Origin of the sequence: Caloramator proteoclasticus DSM 10124 (assembly GCF_900129265.1) — a bacterium.
GTDB classification, from domain to species: Bacteria; Bacillota; Clostridia; order Clostridiales; family Caloramatoraceae; genus Thermobrachium; species Thermobrachium proteoclasticum.
The window spans coordinates 1-17,021 of record NZ_FQVG01000020.1; the positions used below are offsets into that span (position 1 = coordinate 1).

At 28.1% G+C, this 17,021-nt stretch carries 15 protein-coding genes; 1 reads left to right on the forward strand and 14 read right to left on the reverse strand.

Going from position 1 to position 17,021, the window contains the following annotated elements; translation table 11 throughout:
- Positions 1–272 precede the first annotated feature (272 nt).
- The 5 genes from BUB63_RS06055 to BUB63_RS06075 all read right to left on the reverse strand — a co-directional run bounded on the left by BUB63_RS06055 (position 273) and on the right by BUB63_RS06075 (position 6,156).
- The gene (locus BUB63_RS06055; protein WP_073248461.1) at positions 273–1,373 is read right to left on the reverse strand and encodes a Nif3-like dinuclear metal center hexameric protein; all 1,101 of its coding nucleotides are present in this window, start codon (positions 1,371–1,373) and stop codon (positions 273–275) included.
- A complete protein-coding gene (locus BUB63_RS06060) occupies positions 1,364–2,047 on the reverse strand; it encodes a tRNA (adenine(22)-N(1))-methyltransferase (RefSeq protein WP_073248463.1) in 684 nt (227 codons plus the stop codon). Before BUB63_RS06060 ends, BUB63_RS06055 begins: the two co-directional genes overlap by 10 nt.
- A 45-nt stretch (positions 2,048–2,092) precedes the next feature.
- Complete coding sequence (gene rpoD / locus BUB63_RS06065; protein WP_370882849.1) at positions 2,093–3,217, reverse strand: RNA polymerase sigma factor RpoD; 1,125 nt, start codon at positions 3,215–3,217, stop codon at positions 2,093–2,095.
- A 23-nt stretch (positions 3,218–3,240) separates the two neighbouring features.
- Positions 3,241–5,013 carry a DNA primase gene (gene dnaG / locus BUB63_RS06070; protein WP_073248464.1) on the reverse strand — a complete coding sequence of 591 codons (1,773 nt, stop codon included), beginning with the start codon at positions 5,011–5,013 and terminating at the stop codon, positions 3,241–3,243.
- A 138-nt stretch (positions 5,014–5,151) separates the two neighbouring features.
- Complete coding sequence (locus BUB63_RS06075; protein WP_027308589.1) at positions 5,152–6,156, reverse strand: deoxyguanosinetriphosphate triphosphohydrolase; 1,005 nt, start codon at positions 6,154–6,156, stop codon at positions 5,152–5,154.
- A 180-nt stretch (positions 6,157–6,336) separates the two neighbouring features.
- On the opposite strand from BUB63_RS06075, the gene BUB63_RS06080 reads away from it, so the two are divergent.
- Positions 6,337–7,386, forward strand: a complete 1,050-nt coding sequence (locus tag BUB63_RS06080; RefSeq protein WP_073248466.1) for a CotS family spore coat protein — start codon at positions 6,337–6,339, stop codon at positions 7,384–7,386.
- A gap of 27 nt (positions 7,387–7,413) precedes the next feature.
- On the opposite strand, the gene ppdK is transcribed toward BUB63_RS06080, so the two are convergent.
- The 9 genes from ppdK to BUB63_RS06125 form a co-directional block, all read right to left on the reverse strand.
- Positions 7,414–10,047, reverse strand: coding sequence for a pyruvate, phosphate dikinase (gene ppdK, locus BUB63_RS06085; RefSeq protein WP_027308587.1), 2,634 nt, complete (start codon positions 10,045–10,047; stop codon positions 7,414–7,416).
- Between the two features lie 94 nt (positions 10,048–10,141).
- The gene (ccpN, locus tag BUB63_RS06090; protein ID WP_035166071.1) at positions 10,142–10,777 is read right to left on the reverse strand and encodes a transcriptional regulator CcpN; all 636 of its coding nucleotides are present in this window, start codon (positions 10,775–10,777) and stop codon (positions 10,142–10,144) included.
- Positions 10,778–11,030: 253 nt separating this feature from the next.
- On the reverse strand, positions 11,031–11,576 hold the full coding sequence (locus BUB63_RS06095) for a DUF4342 domain-containing protein (protein WP_035166058.1): 546 nt from the start codon (positions 11,574–11,576) through the stop codon (positions 11,031–11,033).
- Positions 11,577–11,587: 11 nt separating this feature from the next.
- Entirely contained in the window at positions 11,588–12,325 is a 738-nt protein-coding gene (recO, locus tag BUB63_RS06100) for a DNA repair protein RecO (RefSeq protein ID WP_027308585.1), read from the reverse strand.
- An 18-nt stretch (positions 12,326–12,343) separates the two neighbouring features.
- Positions 12,344–13,237, reverse strand: coding sequence for a GTPase Era (era, locus tag BUB63_RS06105; RefSeq protein ID WP_027308584.1), 894 nt, complete (start codon positions 13,235–13,237; stop codon positions 12,344–12,346).
- Entirely contained in the window at positions 13,230–13,640 is a 411-nt protein-coding gene (gene cdd, locus BUB63_RS06110; protein ID WP_027308583.1) for a cytidine deaminase, read from the reverse strand. Before cdd ends, era begins: the two co-directional genes overlap by 8 nt.
- Positions 13,641–13,763: 123 nt before the next feature.
- Complete coding sequence (locus BUB63_RS06115) at positions 13,764–14,462, reverse strand: diacylglycerol kinase (protein WP_073248468.1); 699 nt, start codon at positions 14,460–14,462, stop codon at positions 13,764–13,766.
- Between the two features lie 9 nt (positions 14,463–14,471).
- Entirely contained in the window at positions 14,472–14,969 is a 498-nt protein-coding gene (ybeY, locus tag BUB63_RS06120; RefSeq protein WP_073248475.1) for an rRNA maturation RNase YbeY, read from the reverse strand.
- Positions 14,962–17,019, reverse strand: a complete 2,058-nt coding sequence (locus BUB63_RS06125; RefSeq protein ID WP_035166069.1) for an HD family phosphohydrolase — start codon at positions 17,017–17,019, stop codon at positions 14,962–14,964. The genes ybeY and BUB63_RS06125 overlap by 8 nt, the downstream gene beginning before the upstream one ends.
- Between the last annotated feature and the right edge of the window lie 2 nt (positions 17,020–17,021).

Sequence of the window (17,021 nt, forward strand, 5' to 3'; positions counted from 1 at the left end):
CATCTTTTAACCCCTTGATTTTTTCTCCAAGATGGTATACCTTAGAGAAGTAGGTGAGCATTTGTTTTAAATAACGCTTGTTCATCTCAAAACATCCTTTCTATTAGGTTTGTAGCAAAATTCATTATAGAAAGGATGTTTTCATTTTTAAACCCTAAATTTTTTCCAGTAAAAATCGGAATTTACATATTTCAATTATTATTCATCTAAACCATTACATATCAAGGGGCTACGCCCTATTTATTTTTTAATCTGCGAAACTTCTGATTTACCTATATAAAATAGAATGGTTGTTTAGAGTAGTTCTTCATAACTTCAATATTATCAAAATTGCTTGTTAGCAATGTATATATATCTTCAATAAACACTTGCTCAAGTCCAAAATGTGTTGCATCCAACACAACGATGTCATTTTCGATAGCATCGATTGCAATATGATGTTTTACATCACCAGTTAGAATTAAATCACATCCTTTAGACTTTGCAACATTAATTAGGTCGCTACCCGATCCCCCTATAACAGCAACTTTATTAATTTTTTTATTTTTGTCACCGATTAATGTAATCATTTTTAGATTAAATATTTTTTTTACTTGCATAGCAAAATCTTTAGCAGAAAGTGGAATATCTAAATATCCTATTCTTCCTAATCCTTGAGGGAGAGTATTTTCAAGCTTTATAATATCAAATGCTGGTTCTTCATAGGGATGATTTTTAACTAAAGTATTTATAACAGTGTTTAAATTTGAGGCAGTTACAATAGTTTCAATTTTAATTTCTTCAACTCTTTGTAATTTATTTATTTGGCCAATAAATGGGTTAGTTCCATTTAATGGTCTAAATGTACCTTCACCTAAAACATTAAAAGAACATTTATCGTATTTACCAATACAACCTGCCCCTGCATTAAACAATGCTTCCTTTAGTTCTTCTGCATATTTTGTAGGAACATATGTTATAATTTTATATAATTTTTCTTTATTTGTTTCTTCAAGTACAGACACATTTTTTAAATTTAGTTTTTTTGATATGACATCATTCATACCATCATTAGCTATATCATAATTAGTATGAAGTGCATAAACATTTATATCATTTTTTATTAAGTCGTATATCATCGTTGCAAAACTACTTTTTTTATTTAAATTTTTAATTGGCTTAAATATTAATGGGTGGTGACTTATAATTAGATTTACTTTATTTTCAATTGCTTCCTTTATAACCTCTTTGGTAATGTCTACCGTTACTAAAATTTTATTTATTTTGTTATTTTCATCGCCAACTAATAAACCAACATTATCATACTCTTCTGCATATTTTTTGGGATAACGTTCCTCAATAAAATTTATCAAATCTTTTAATATTACAGACATTTTTTCAACTCCTTAAAACTATTTATTAAATTTTCAACTTCTTTATATTTATTATAATGTAAATTAATATCTAATCCCATTAAAATTTTTTCAAAATGTATTATTTTGTCATCTATATAATTTAAAGTTTCTTTACTTTTTTTCATTGTATTTACCGGACCTACAAAAAATTCTGCTTGTAAATTGTATTTATTTTTTTTACCATAAGTAACCTTTAATATATGATAATACTTATTTTCATCTTTAATAATATCCTCATCAATAATATAAAAGTTCTCATTATAAAGTTCTTGCCTTAGAACCTCGGGATATTGTACTGGTTGTAGAATTAGGTAGTTTGAATTTTTAGCCACATCTATATCGTTTTTAATAATATCAGCAATTAAATTTCCTCCCATTCCTGCAATAACAATGGTTTCTGCTTCCTCTTCTTTTAAGGTTGTAAGACCAGGACCTATTCTTAAATCTATTTTATCAAGCAAACCATATCTCTTTATGTTTTTTAAAGCAACATCAATAGGTCCTTTTTTTATGTCACTTGCAATTGCTCTTTCACATTTTTCTTCTAATATAGCCTTTATTGGTATGTATCCGTGGTCTGTACCTATATCAGCCAAACATTTTGATTTATCTATCATATTAAATACAGCTTCTAATCTATTAGACAATAACAATTTCTTCACTCCTTTAAAAATAAAAGGCCTACTTCTGTAAGCCTATTAATCTAAATAATCCTTTAATTTTTTGCTTCTACTTGGATGTCTCAATTTTCTTAGAGCCTTTGCTTCAATTTGTCTAATTCTTTCTCTTGTAACCTTAAACTCCTTACCTACTTCCTCTAATGTTCTTGCTCTACCATCATCTAATCCAAATCTTAATCTTAGAACTTTTTCCTCCCTTGGAGTAAGTGTATCTAATACATCCATTAATTGTTCTCTAAGCATAGTATATGCTGCTGCTTCTGCTGGTGCAGGTGCATCATCATCAGGTATAAAATCTCCAAGATGACTATCTTCCTCTTCACCGATAGGAGTTTCAAGAGATATTGGTTCCTGAGCTATTTTCAGTATCTCTCTTACTTTGTCAACTTCCATATCCATTTCTTTTGCAATTTCTTCTGCTGATGGTTCTCTTCCTAACTCCTGGAGAAGTTGTCTTGAAACTCTTATTAATTTATTTATTGTTTCTACCATATGAACAGGTATTCTAATTGTTCTTGCTTGATCTGCTATAGCTCTTGTTATAGCCTGTCTTATCCACCACGTTGCATAAGTTGAAAATTTATAACCTTTTCTATAATCAAATTTTTCAACTGCCTTAAGGAGACCTAAATTACCTTCCTGAATTAAATCAAGAAATAACATACCTCTCCCTACATATCTTTTTGCTATACTTACAACAAGTCTTAAATTTGCTTCTGCAAGTTTTTTCTTTGCTTCTTGATCCCCTTTTTCTATTTTTTTAGCAAGCTCAATTTCTTCATCAGCTGAAAGTAATGGAACTTTACCAATTTCCTTTAAATACATTCTAACAGGGTCATCAATACTTATTCCTTCTGGAATTGATAAATCAAGGTCTTCTTCTAAAAGTTGTTCTGGGTTAAAATCATCCATATCCTCAAGAACTTCAATACCCATTGATTCTAATATTTCGTATATTTTGTCAATCTGTTCAGATGATAAATCAACATCACCTAATGTTTCCATTATCTCCTTGTATGTTAAAAACCCAGCCTTTTTACCCCTTTCAATTAATTCTTTAACTATTGACATCTTAGCGCCTTTTGATTGATTTTCTTCTGCCTTTTTATCTTGTTTCTTTTGCTTTGATGCTTCTTTTTTCAAAAGTATACCTCCCTTCACAGGCACTATATTTGGTCTAATTCCTTTTGAAGTTCTATTAGATGTTGCATTAGTTGTACAGATTTATGTATGTCATTTTCTAATTCACATTTTTTAATTTGACTTTTTAAATTATTAATTTTTTGTTCTAATGAAAAACGCTTAACAGTTTTAATAGAATCATTTAACAATTTTGCTATATCATCTTCAGTACCTATTGAATATGAAAAAACCCTTGCTATATCCTCTATTTTTTCTTGTTCTTGATATTTATTTAAAAAATAATTTTTATCTATTTCTTCACCCTTAGGTATTTTTGTTAAAACTTCAAGGGCCAGTTCTCTGTATACTTCAGTCAAAAATTCTTCAGGCTTTATAGTCGTAAAAACTTTTTCATAAAATGATGGATAGTTTAAAAGTATAGATAGTATGTATGCTTCTGCTTTTTTATTAGCTGGTATTAAATTGTAAATATTTCCTTTAATATTATTCCTTATATTTGAATTATTATTCTTACTTGTTATATTTGTTCTATTTTTATTAACTTTATCAATAATAACATTTAAGGAAATTCCTGTTTCTTCTGATAGTTTTTCTGAGTAATGCTGAACTAACACTTCATCTTTTAACTTAGAAATTACATCAACAACTTCATTAACATATTTAACCTTATCAAACTGATTTTTAATATTCTTTCCTTCTTTTGCTTTTAATATCCTATAATCAGTAATAAATAATGCATCTTTTATTAATTTTTTAAACTCATCTATTCCATTATTCTTAACAAACTCATCAGGATCTTTACCACTTGGAACAATAATTACCTTTACATTTAATCCAGCTGATTCTAAAATTTCAATTCCTCTTAATGTAGCAGCTTGACCAGCAGCATCAGAATCATAACATATATAAATATTATTTGTATACCTTTTTAATAACTTAGAATGATCCGTTGTTAAGGCGGTTCCTAAAGATGCAACAACATTATTTAATCCAAATTGATGAAGTTTAATACAATCCATATAACCTTCAACAACAATTATATTTTCTAAGTTTTTATTTTTTATTACATAATTTAAACCATATAAATTCTTACCTTTTTCAAAAACCAAGGTTTCAGATGTATTTAAATATTTTGGCTTGCTATCATCCAATACACGTCCTCCAAAGGCAATAACTCTGCCTTTAACATCAAAAATAGGAAACATTATTCTATTTCTAAATCTATCATATATACCCTTTTCTGATTTTACCAATAATCCAGCTAAAGACATTTCTTCTTCTGAATAACCCATATTCTTTAAATGTTTTATTAAAGCATCCCACTCATTTAAACTATAGCCTAATCCAAACCTATTAATTATTTTATTATCAATTCCTCTTGAATATAAATAATTTAATGCTATTTTTGATGATTTTAAATTATTATAGAAATATCTTGCTGCTTCAAGATTTATTTTATATAGTTTTTCCTTTAAATCTTTATTTTTATCTTTACTTCCATCAAAACTTACATCAATACCTGCTCGTTCTGCTAAATAAAGAAGAGCATCTTTATAATCATAATTTCTAATTTTCATTATAAAACCAATTGTATTGCCTGCTGCTCCACAACCAAAACAGTGAAAAAGCTGTTTGTCAGGAGATACACTTAATGATGGGCCTTTATCATTATGAAATGGACATACACCAACATAATTTCGTCCAACCTTTTTAAGCTGCACATATTCTGATATAACATCGACTATATCATTATATTCAATAATTTTATTAATTATATCTTCTGGTATTCTACCCATCTTATCACCTTTATATTTCTACAAAATTAGTTAAATTCCTCTTTTATAATTAAAAAATTTTAAAATTATTATCTTAGATATGACACAATTATATTTATTTCGACATCATATATATAAATCCTTCTTGTTTACAAAAAATTAAAATATTCTTCCCCAAGGCATTGGAACATATATATTAACAAATTCATTAATAGCATATCTGTCAGTCATACCTGCTATGAAATCGCAAACAACCCTCTCTTCTCCCCACACATCTATTTTATTTTTAAATTCATTCGGCAGTTTATGTATATTATTTATATAATAATAATACAAAGTTTCAAGCATTTTAACTGCTTTTTCCTCTTCTGTTTTTGCCTTAGAACCGATGTATACATTTTTGAACATAAATTCTCTAAGTTCCCACGTTGCTTGACCAATTTCTCCTGTTAAAGAAATCTCTCCAAATTTTAACGCATAATTAATTACTGAAGTAATCATAGTATTGATTCTATCTGAATGCCCCTTACCTAAAACTTTTATACATTCTTTTGGCAAATCGTCAAAGGATAAAATACCTGCTCTAATTGCATCATCAATGTCGTGGTTTATATATGCAATTTTATCTGCTAACTTTACAACCTTTCCCTCATTAGTATCTGCAATTAAATCACCTGAATGACACAGTATGCCATTTCTAACTTCGTATGTTAAATTCAAACCTGTTCCTCTCTCTAAGAAATCAACAACACGTAAGCTTTGTTCATAATGTTTAAAACCATTTTTAGATATTTTATCAAGCACCTTTTCTCCCGTGTGACCAAAAGGCGTATGACCAAGGTCATGGCCTAATGCTATTGCCTCCGTTAGATCTTCATTAAGACGCAATGCTCTTGAAATTGTTCTTGCAATTTGAGAAACTTCTAATGTATGTGTTAAGCGTGTTCTATAATGGTCGCCTTCAGGAGCAATAAATACTTGTGTTTTATGTTTTAATCTTCTAAATGCCTTAGAATGTATAATTCTGTCCCTATCTCTTTGAAAATCGGTTCTTATGCTACATTTTTCTTCGGGTTTTAACCGTCCCATTGTATCTTTAGATTTAGTAGCTAAAGGAGAAAGTATTTTTTCTTCTAATAATTCATACTGCTCACGTATATTCATAATAATCACCACAATATTTTAATCTATTAATTTATAATATACAACAAAAATTTTCATTTACCTTCTAAATTTGATAATTTATTTTTTTCTAACAATTTTATTATTATAGATATAATACTTATTTATTCTAATATTTACATAAAAAACATATAATTTTAATGATAAAAGAGGTGATATCATATGGAATATAATATTATTGAAGCATCAAGAAAAGATTATTCGAAGGAAGAAATAAAATACATACTAAGTCATTTTAATTGTAATGCAATGAAAATCGAGAATATTAAAGCAAAAGATACAGATAAAGCTCGGGCAGTTTATAAAATCTATTCAAATACAGGTAATAAATGCTTAAAAAAAACTTATCACGATGAGCCTACTCTTTTATTTATATACTCAATAATAGAATGGTTAAATATATTTAATATAAAGTGTCCCAGATTTTTAAAAACTAATACAGGTATTCCTTATTTAAATTATAGGGGTGATTATTTTATATTAATGGATTGGATAGAAGGACGTAAGTGTGATTATGATAATATAGATGACGTGTTAAATGCCTCTTGTTATTTAGCTAAAATTCATTTAGTAACAAGAAATTTTAAAAGTATAAATGGAAGTAGAATTATATACGGTGACAATGGAATATATGATAGTTATTCAAAGCATTTTTCACAGTTACTAAATACATCAAACAAAGCCTTCTATTATAAGGATGATTTTTCTAAGTTATTTATTGATAATGCAGATTACTACATAGAATGTGCTAAAGAATCACTATATCTATTATCACAAATAGATTTTAATAGTAAAGAGTTGGAGAAATCTATTTGCCATTATGATTATGTCAATAAAAATATCATTTTTAACTCAGACATTAATATTATTGATTTTGATAAGTCAAAATATGATTATTCAATAAATGATTTTTATGTATTCATAAAAAGAATTTTAAAAAGGAAAAGTACATGTTGGGATTTTAATTTATTTAAACAAGCTGTAGAATATTATGAAAAAAATCGTTCTATTAATTATTTAGAATTTAAATTACTATTGGCACAATTGATGTTTCCAAATAAGATATGGAAGATAACACGGGATTATTATAAAAATATTCATCATTGCAATAAAAAAGCCTTTTACAAAATATTAAAAGATACAATCTCACAAAAAGAATACCATAAACAATTTATAGCTAATGCAATTGAATTTTTCAATCAAAAATATTAAGGGGCTGTGAATCAGCCCCTTATATTATTAGTTTCTTGGATTTTTAACTTGAGCTTGTGCTGCAGCTAATCTTGCAATTGGAACTCTAAATGGTGAACATGATACATAGTTTAGACCAACATTGTGGCAGAATTCAACTGAAGATGGTTCACCACCATGTTCTCCGCATATACCAAGTTTAATATCTGGTCTAGTTTGCTTACCTAACTCACAAGCCATTTTTACAAGCTTACCTACACCTGTTTGATCGAGCTTTTGGAATGGATCATACTCAAATATTTTCTTATCATAGTAGTCTTTCAAGAATTTACCTGCATCGTCTCTTGAGAAACCAAAAGTCATTTGTGTTAAATCATTAGTACCAAATGAGAAGAATTCAGCTTCCTTTGCAATTTCATCTGCAGTTAAAGCAGCTCTTGGAATTTCAATCATAGTACCAACTTTATATTCTAATTCTATATTGGAATTCCTTATTATTTCATCTGCTACCTTAACTATTATATCTTTAACATATTTTAATTCTTTTACTTCACCTACAAGTGGTATCATTATTTCTGGTACAATATTATAACCTAATCTCTTTTTAACATCTATAGCAGCCTCAATAATTGCTCTTGTTTGCATTTCAGCAATTTCTGGGTATGTAACTGCTAATCTACAACCTCTATGACCAAGCATTGGATTAAATTCCTTTAAGCTATCAACAGTTGCCTTTAATTCTTCATAGGAAATTCCCATTGTATTTGCAAGTTCTCTAATATCTTCATCTTCCTGAGGTAAGAATTCATGTAATGGTGGATCTAACAATCTAATAGTAACAGGTCTATCTTGCATTTCTTCATATATACCAATAAAATCTTGCCTTTGCATTGGTAGTAACTTATCTAATGCTTTTCTTCTTTGTTCCTCTGTCTTTGCAACTATCATCTCTCTAACAGCTGGTATTCTATCTTCATCAAAGAACATATGTTCTGTTCTACAAAGACCAATGCCTTCAGCACCAAATTTAACAGCTTGTGCAGCATCCCTTGGAGTATCAGCATTTGTTCTAACCTTAAGTTTTCTTATACTATCAGCCCATTCCATAAAAGTACCAAAATATCCTGATATTTCTGGTTCTACTGTCTTAATTTTTTGACCATAAACCTTTCCTGTGCTTCCATCTATTGATATATAATCTCCTTCTTTTATAACAATGTCCTGTACTGTAAAATATTTTCCTTCTTCATTTATCTTTATTTCACCACAACCTGCAACACAGCACTTACCCATTCCTCTTGCAACAACAGCAGCGTGTGATGTCATACCTCCTCTTGCAGTTAAAATACCTTCAGCTGCAACCATACCTTCGATGTCTTCTGGTGAAGTTTCGGTTCTAACTAAAATTACCCTCTCACCTTGCTGTCTTTTTAATTTTGCTTCTTCAGCAGTAAAATAGACTTTTCCACAAGCTGCACCTGGTGATGCTGGTAAGCCCTTTGCTATTTCCTTAGCATTCTTTAATTCATTCTGATCAAACATTGGATGTAATAATTGATCAAGCTGTTTTGGTTCAACCTTAAGGATTGCCTCCTCTTTTGTTATTAAACCTTCTTCAACCATTTCAACAGCAATTCTTAGAGCGGCTTGAGCTGTTCTCTTTCCATTTCTTGTTTGTAGGAAGTAAAGCTTACCTTGTTCTATTGTAAATTCCATATCCTGCATATCTTTGTAGTGTTTTTCAAGTATATTTGCTATTCTAATAAATTCATCATAGCAATCTGGCATTACTTCTTTTAATGTTTCTATGCTTTGTGGTGTTCTTATACCTGCAACAACATCTTCACCTTGTGCATTCATTAGGAATTCTCCAAATATTTTGTTTTCACCTGTAGATGGATTTCTTGTAAATGCAACACCTGTACCTGATGTTTCACCCATATTACCAAAGACCATCATTTGTACATTAACAGCTGTTCCCCAATCTCCTGGTATATCATTTAATTTTCTATATACTATAGCTCTTGGATTATTCCAAGAACGGAATACTGCCTTTACCGCTTCTAATAATTGTACTTTTGGATCCTTTGGAAATTCTTCTCCCTTTTCTTTTCTATATAGTTCCTTATATCTTCTAACAACTTCTTTTAAATTTTCAGCAGTCAAATCAGTATCATATTTTGCATTATTTTCTTCTTTAACTTCATCTAAAATATTTTCAAATAAGTTCTTATCTATTTGCATTACAACATCACTAAACATTTGAATAAATCTTCTATAACTGTCATATGCAAATCTTTCATTATTTGTTAGCTTAGATAGGCCTTCTACAGTTTCATCGTTTAATCCTAAGTTTAATATAGTATCCATCATTCCAGGCATTGATGCTCTTGCTCCTGATCTTACTGATACAAGTAATGGATTTGATGGATCACCAAACTTTTTACCTGTAATATCCTCTAATTTCTTTAAGTGTTCAAAAATTTGTTCTACAATATCTTCCCCTACTACCTGACCATCTTCATAATACCTCGTACAAGCCTCTGTTGTTACAGTAAAGCCTTGTGGTACAGGTAAACCGATGTTTGTCATTTCAGCCAGATTTGCACCTTTACCTCCCAATAAATTCTTCATACTTGCGTTACCTTCACTAAAAAGGTAAACATACTTTTTTTGACTCATGTTGATAACCCCCTGTCTTTGTTGCTTTATATTAATTAAATTTGTACCAAACCCTATGGGACAAATTATGTCCCGCATCCTTATGAAAACCCCTTTATCTTCCTTCCCCTAATCTAACAAAAAGCTTAGTTATATTTGTTTTAGATACTTTTCCTGTGATTTTATATAATTCCTTACCATCTTCTTGTATAACCTTTTCTACAACCGGTAAACTATCTACTTCGTGTTCAATTATTTTCTTTGCTGCATCAAATGCAAGATCATCATCTGTAACTGTTATTATGTTAGGCATTCTTGTCATAATTATTCCAACAGGAACTTTATGCATATCTGAATTTCCCATTGCTATTTTTAAGAAATCCTTTCTTGAAACTGCCCCTGTTAGATAACCATTATTAACAATAAAAATTGTACCTGCGTCATTTAAGAACAATTGAACAATTGCATCATATATTGTTGTATCTTCTGTTACAATTGCTGGTTTAGATTTTATCTCTGACACTTTTATATCTTTTATTGCCTCAAAAATTAAGCTATTATTGCTTCTTTTTGAATATAAATAACCTACTTTAGGTCTAGCCTCAAGAATACCTGTCATTGTTAGAATTGCTAAATCTGGTCTTAGTGCTGCCCTTGTAACATTTAACATTTCAGCAAGCTTTTCACTTGTTATTGGTTGATTTTTTTTCACTAATTCAATTATTTCTTCTTGTCTTTTTGTTAGTTTAATAGTAATCACCCTCTCTGCATTTATTATGCATAAATACATCTAATATTATATATTATTATATAAATGCAGAGAAATAATTACAATATATTTTATATAAAAACAACAAATTGTAATAATTTTTTGTACATTTTTTATTTTATTTAATTTCTGGTATTTATGTATATTTAATCTTTTATGTATATTTTATCACTATTTCTAAATTTTGCAATAGTATATAATGTCAAAAAATTTGAATAAGTCAGAATTAACTGACTTATTCCTTCTTTTTATTTAATTCCTTCGCAAATTCCTCTATTTTTTCCTCTACATCTGACTTTAAATTTGTTGTATTTTCCTTTATATCACTGACTTTTTCTTGTATAGTACCCTTAACTTCGTCATATTTTTCTTTAATAATATCATTAATTATTTCAACATTTCCATTTGGTCTTTCTATTTCAAGTGAAACCTTTGTTGCAATTGCAGCGATAGCACCGATTACTAAAAGATATGGATTGAGTAATGATAATGCACCTGCTGCAACTCCAGCATTCACTGGTATATCAACTAAAACCCTTGAATCCTTTTTAACTTTTATTCTTGTTACATTACCTTTTTTAATTATTTCTTTTATTGTTTCAGTTAATTCATTACTTACTTCTACAACATTTTGTGTAAATGTTTTTTGCTTTGATTCTAATTCAATTAGAGCATCAATTAAATTACCATTGTTTTTTTGTAATATTTCTTTTGCTTCTGAATAACTAACATTTGCACGTTGTCTTAGTATATCAATTTTCTCTAATGTAATTTCTTCCATACAACCATCTCCTAAAAAATATTTTTTATAAATTCAACTGTATTTAGTTTTATTGATAAGTGGTAGTTAATGTACTTATCTAAAATATCATCTATTAAATTTAATGTTCCTTTATCATAATATATTTTACCCAATTCTTCTAATTTTATATTCCTTATTTGTATTAATAATTCTATTACTTTTTTATTAAGCTTATTCCCTTTTTCAGTATTGCAATTATTGCATATAAGTCCGCCTTCAATAATATTGAAATATGCTTCATCTAATGTTTTTCTACCACATTTAATACATTTTAAGACTTGAGGAGTATATCCAAGTAAAGAAATTAATTTAAAATCAAATGTCACTTTTAGGAGATAGTTATCAACATTACCATCTTCTAATATGTATAGAGTTTTTAATAAAAGTGCCAATATATAAACATTTTTATTTTCACTTTCAATTGATTTATCAATGAATTCTAAAAAATATGTTCCTATCATCAATTTTTTATAGTCATTTAAAAGTGTCTGAAATGAATTATTGAGACTACCTGAACTTAATACATACATATCCTTACTTTTACTTAATAAAAATTCCCCAAAACAAAACTGTTGAGTTAAATGAAGTTGCTTACTTTTTGTTCTTCTTGCCCCATTACATAAGACATCGATTTTTCCAAATTTATCCGAAAAAATAGTGATGATTTTGTCATAATCACTATAGTTCCGTGTCTTTAGAACAACTCCTTGAACTTTGTGTATTGACAAAACCATCACTCCTTTTTTTTATTTATATCCCAAACTCTTTAGTATAGAATCACTGTCTCTCCAATCCTTCTTAACCTTTACCCATAATTCTAAATATACACTAGATCCTAAAAACCTTTCTATTTCTATTCTTGCACTCTGACCTATTTTTTTGAGCATTTGTCCACCCTTACCTATTATTATAGCCTTATGTGAATCTTTTTCGCAATAGATTGTTGCGTTGATATTAATACAATTTTTATCTTTATCCTCCTTCATAGTAACTATTTCTACTGCAGTACCATGGGGTACTTCTTCTTGTAAGTTGTGTAAAAGTTTTTCTCTTATTATTTCCGCTACAACAAATCTTTCAGGTTGATCTGTAATCATATCATCTGGGAAATATTTTGGACCATAGGGTAAGTTATTAACAATAACTTTAATAAGTTCATCTATATTTTTTTGTTTAAGAGCTGATATAGGCACAACTTCATCAAAAGCAAAATAGTTATAATATGTATCAATTGTCTTTGCTATCTTTTCTTTACTAACAGTATCAACCTTATTTATAACTAAAATTTTTCTTGAATTTGAATTTTTTATTTGATCAATTATATACTTATCACCAATATTAAGTTCCTCTTCAGGAGTTGTTACAAAAACTACTACGTCAACTTGTGATAAAGTGCTTTGTGCAACTTTAACCATATATTCCCCTAATTTATGCTTAGGTTTGTGTAAACCTGGTGTATCCATAAAAACTATTTGGTAATTGTCTTTAGTTAAAATTGCTTGTATTGTATTTCTTGTTGTTTGGGGCTTGTTAGAAGTAATAAGTAGTTTTTCTCCCATTATAGAATTAATTAAAGTTGATTTACCAACATTAGGTCTGCCAACTATTGTAACATAACCTGACTTAAAATCATTATTCATTTAAATTGCTCCTTTCAATATCATCACTTGTAAAAGCAAATGGAAGTAATTCAGTAATTTTATAAACTTTATATTCTCCATTTTTATTAGAACAAATAACCTCAATGTCTCTACTAAATTCTATAATCACTTGTCGGCATATTCCACAAGGATATGTATAATTTGAACTATCGCTAATAATAGCAATCTTTTCAAAATTTTTGTATCCTTCAGATACAGCCTTGAAAATTGCAGTTCTTTCTGCACAATTAGTTGCTCCAAAGGTAGCATTTTCAATATTACAACCAGTAAAAACCTTACCATCAGATGTTAGTAATGCTGCACCAACTCTAAATTTAGAATGTGGAACATAAGCCTTTTCCATTGCTTGTTTTGCTATTTCAACTAGGTTTTTATACTCCATTATTATTCCCCCTCCATTTTTACTGTAGGAATTATTATTATATATAATTTTATGAAAAATTCAATAGTTTTATCAAAAAAAATGTAATTTTATATAAACCTGCAATATAAAAGGGCATTACCCTTATGATAACAATTTAAATATAAAAATTGTTATCAATATTCCAAGCAATGCCCCAACAATAGTTTCATAAAGCGAATGTATTTTACCTTCTACTCTACTTTGAGCAACAAGAAAAGCTAAAAAATATACTAATGTGATAATAAGTAAATCCTGAATAAATAATGATATTGCTGTTGCTGCTGCAAAGGCAAGTGCACTATGACCACTTGGCATACCTCCTTTTAGGGGAGTGCCTTCTCCATATATTGCCTTAATTATAACAGTTGCTATTATAACTAATATTAAGCAAATAAATACTACAGTAATATCAGACTGTTTGATTTTAAATAGAACAGTATTTGATATTGGTTTTAACCTATCAAAAAATAATAAATAGCCAACAATAACAGCATTTATAGCTGATATCAAAACTGCTCCTGCTGCAACGTTTTTTGCTATTTTGGCTAATGGATGATAATAATTAGCAGTTACATCTATTGTAGCTTCAATAGCTGTATTAATCATCTCCAACACAATAACTAATGTTATTGTAAAAAACAAAATTAGTATTTCAAGTTTAGAAAAGTCAAAAAACAGGCTTAAAAACAGTACAAGTATTGCTGCTATAAGATGTATTTTCATATTTCTTTGAGTTTTTATTGCATATATAATTCCTTCAATAGCATAGTTAAAACTGTCGGATATTTTTTTTAACTTCATATTTTCACCTTACCTTGCAAGACCTATATTATTTAATATCTCCTCTTCTTTTTGTCTCATTATTATCCTATCATTTTCTTCTTCGTGATCATATCCTAATAAATGCAGCATACTATGTACAACTAAAAAGGCCAATTCACGTTCAAAGGAATGACCATATTCGACTGATTGTTCCTTTGCTTTTTCCAATGATATAATCATATCTCCTAATACAACAGCTCCACTTTCAGGATTTATATCCTCTATGTCCACCTCAATTTCACCGTCTTCATAATATCCATCATCAAAATCTAACATTGGAAAAGATAAAACGTCCGTTTCTTTATCTATTCCTCTAAATTGTTTATTAATTTCTTTTATTTCATTATTATCAGTTATTATTATGCTTAATTCATAGGGTTTATTAAAATTTTCGTATTTAATAGTGCCTTCTACAGCTTTACTAATCAATTTTTTCATTTCCTCTGTAAAATCAATTTTATTTTGTCTATTATCAATTTCAATCATTTTTATCCTCCTTTGTTGTATCTGGATATTCTATTCTTGTATGAAATATTCCTAATAAAACCTTTATAAACACTTCTTTTATTTTTTCTATATCTTTGAAGGTTAATGGAGATTCGCTTAATTGATTATCAAATAGTTTTTCATTAATTATTTTTTCAACCATAGTTTTTATATCATCAACTGTAGGACTATTTAATGATCTTACTGCTGCTTCAACACTATCTGCAAGCATTATTATTGCTGATTCCTTTGAATTAGGTTTAGGCCCTTCATATCTAAAATTATCCTCTATAATATTTTCTCCTTCATTCAATGCCTGTACATAAAAATATTTTACGAGAGTCGTTCCATGATGTTGCATTATTATATCCTGAATAATATTTGGTAATTTGTATTTTTGAGCAAGCTCTAAACCATCACGAATATGTGAAGTTATAATTGATACACTTAATTTTGGTGTAACTTTGTCATGGGGATTATCATTAGTTATTTGATTTTCTTTGAAGAAATATGGTCTTTTAATTTTACCAATATCATGATAATATGCACCTACTCTTGCAAGTAATGAATTTGCTCCAATTTCATTTGCAGCTGCTTCTGCTAAGTTACCAACTAATATACTATGGTGATAGGTACCCGGTGCTTCAAATAATAATTTTTTTAAAAGTATTTGATTTGGATTTGAAAGTTCTAATAATTTTATTGGTGTTAAAATGTTAAATACCTGTTCAAAGATTGGTAAAACACCTATTGCAAAAATTGATGAAACAATTGAATTTAAAAAAACAAAAATACTGCTGTATACAGCCTGTGTATATATTGTGTTGTTTAATATATTTATAGCATATACTATTAAAAAGTTTATTATTCCTACATATAGTCCACTTAATAAAATATTATTTCTTTCTTGAACCTTTGAAGTAAAAAATGTACCTAAGATACAACTCATAACATACATAATACAAACATTAATATTAAAGTTTGTAAGTATTATAACTATTAGTGTATTAATAAGTGATATAATCAAACCTGTTTTCGAACCAAATATCAAAGTAGACAATATTGGTAAAAAGCTTGCAGGAATAAAGTAAACTGAAATAATTTTAAAAGCAAATGTTAAAATTGCTGTAATTATAAGTAATATACAAGTAATAACATAAAAACTTAAATTTGAATAAACATTACCTTCATTTTTAACTAAAAATACTAATAAAATAAGAGTTGATAAAATTAGTATGGTTACACCCAAAATTAAAATAAAGTCATTTTTTCTGTTTTGAGATAATATACCTGCTTTGGACATCAAATTTAAATGATGTTCATTAATAACTTCTCCTTTTAGAACTATATTTTGATTTTTCTTTATAACTACTGGTTCTATTTGTCTTCTTATTTGCTGTTTTAATTCTTCAGTTTTCTCATAGTCATAGAACATATTAGGCTTTATCGATGCTACCCCTATTGAATTTGCTAAGTCCTTTAAATTTTTATTTAATGTTGAAGACTTTATATAAAAATCAAGGTCTTGCTGTGCTTTTTTAATGTCGTCTAAATTGTTTTCCCTAATATCTAAAGATAGGACTTTAATCAAAACATCATTTAGAAATTTATCTAAAGCGTCTAATTCTTGTTCGTTTAATTTCAATAATGATTTAATATCTTCATCACTTAAACTTATCATAACTAAATTCTTTATATTTTCAATTTTAGTAGTCTCATTAACATTTTGTTCTTTTTGATATTTAACATTCTCAATTATCTTATTTATATCTTCAATTGACTTTTTTGCAATATTTAAATCTTTATTGTATTTAGGCAAAACTTCACTTAATGCTTTATCTATCTTTTCTTGCGTTGCCTCTTCGTCTTCAAAATCCCTTGGAGCTTTTATATCAATTGGTGCAATATCTCCAATTTGTAATGAATATTTTTTAGGAATAACAGTAAAAAAGCTAATTATAAATAATACTATAAAAGTAATTATAAATACTATTATTTTCTTTAATTTTTCACTTATTAAATCTTCAATAATTTTACTTTTGTAATTCATAT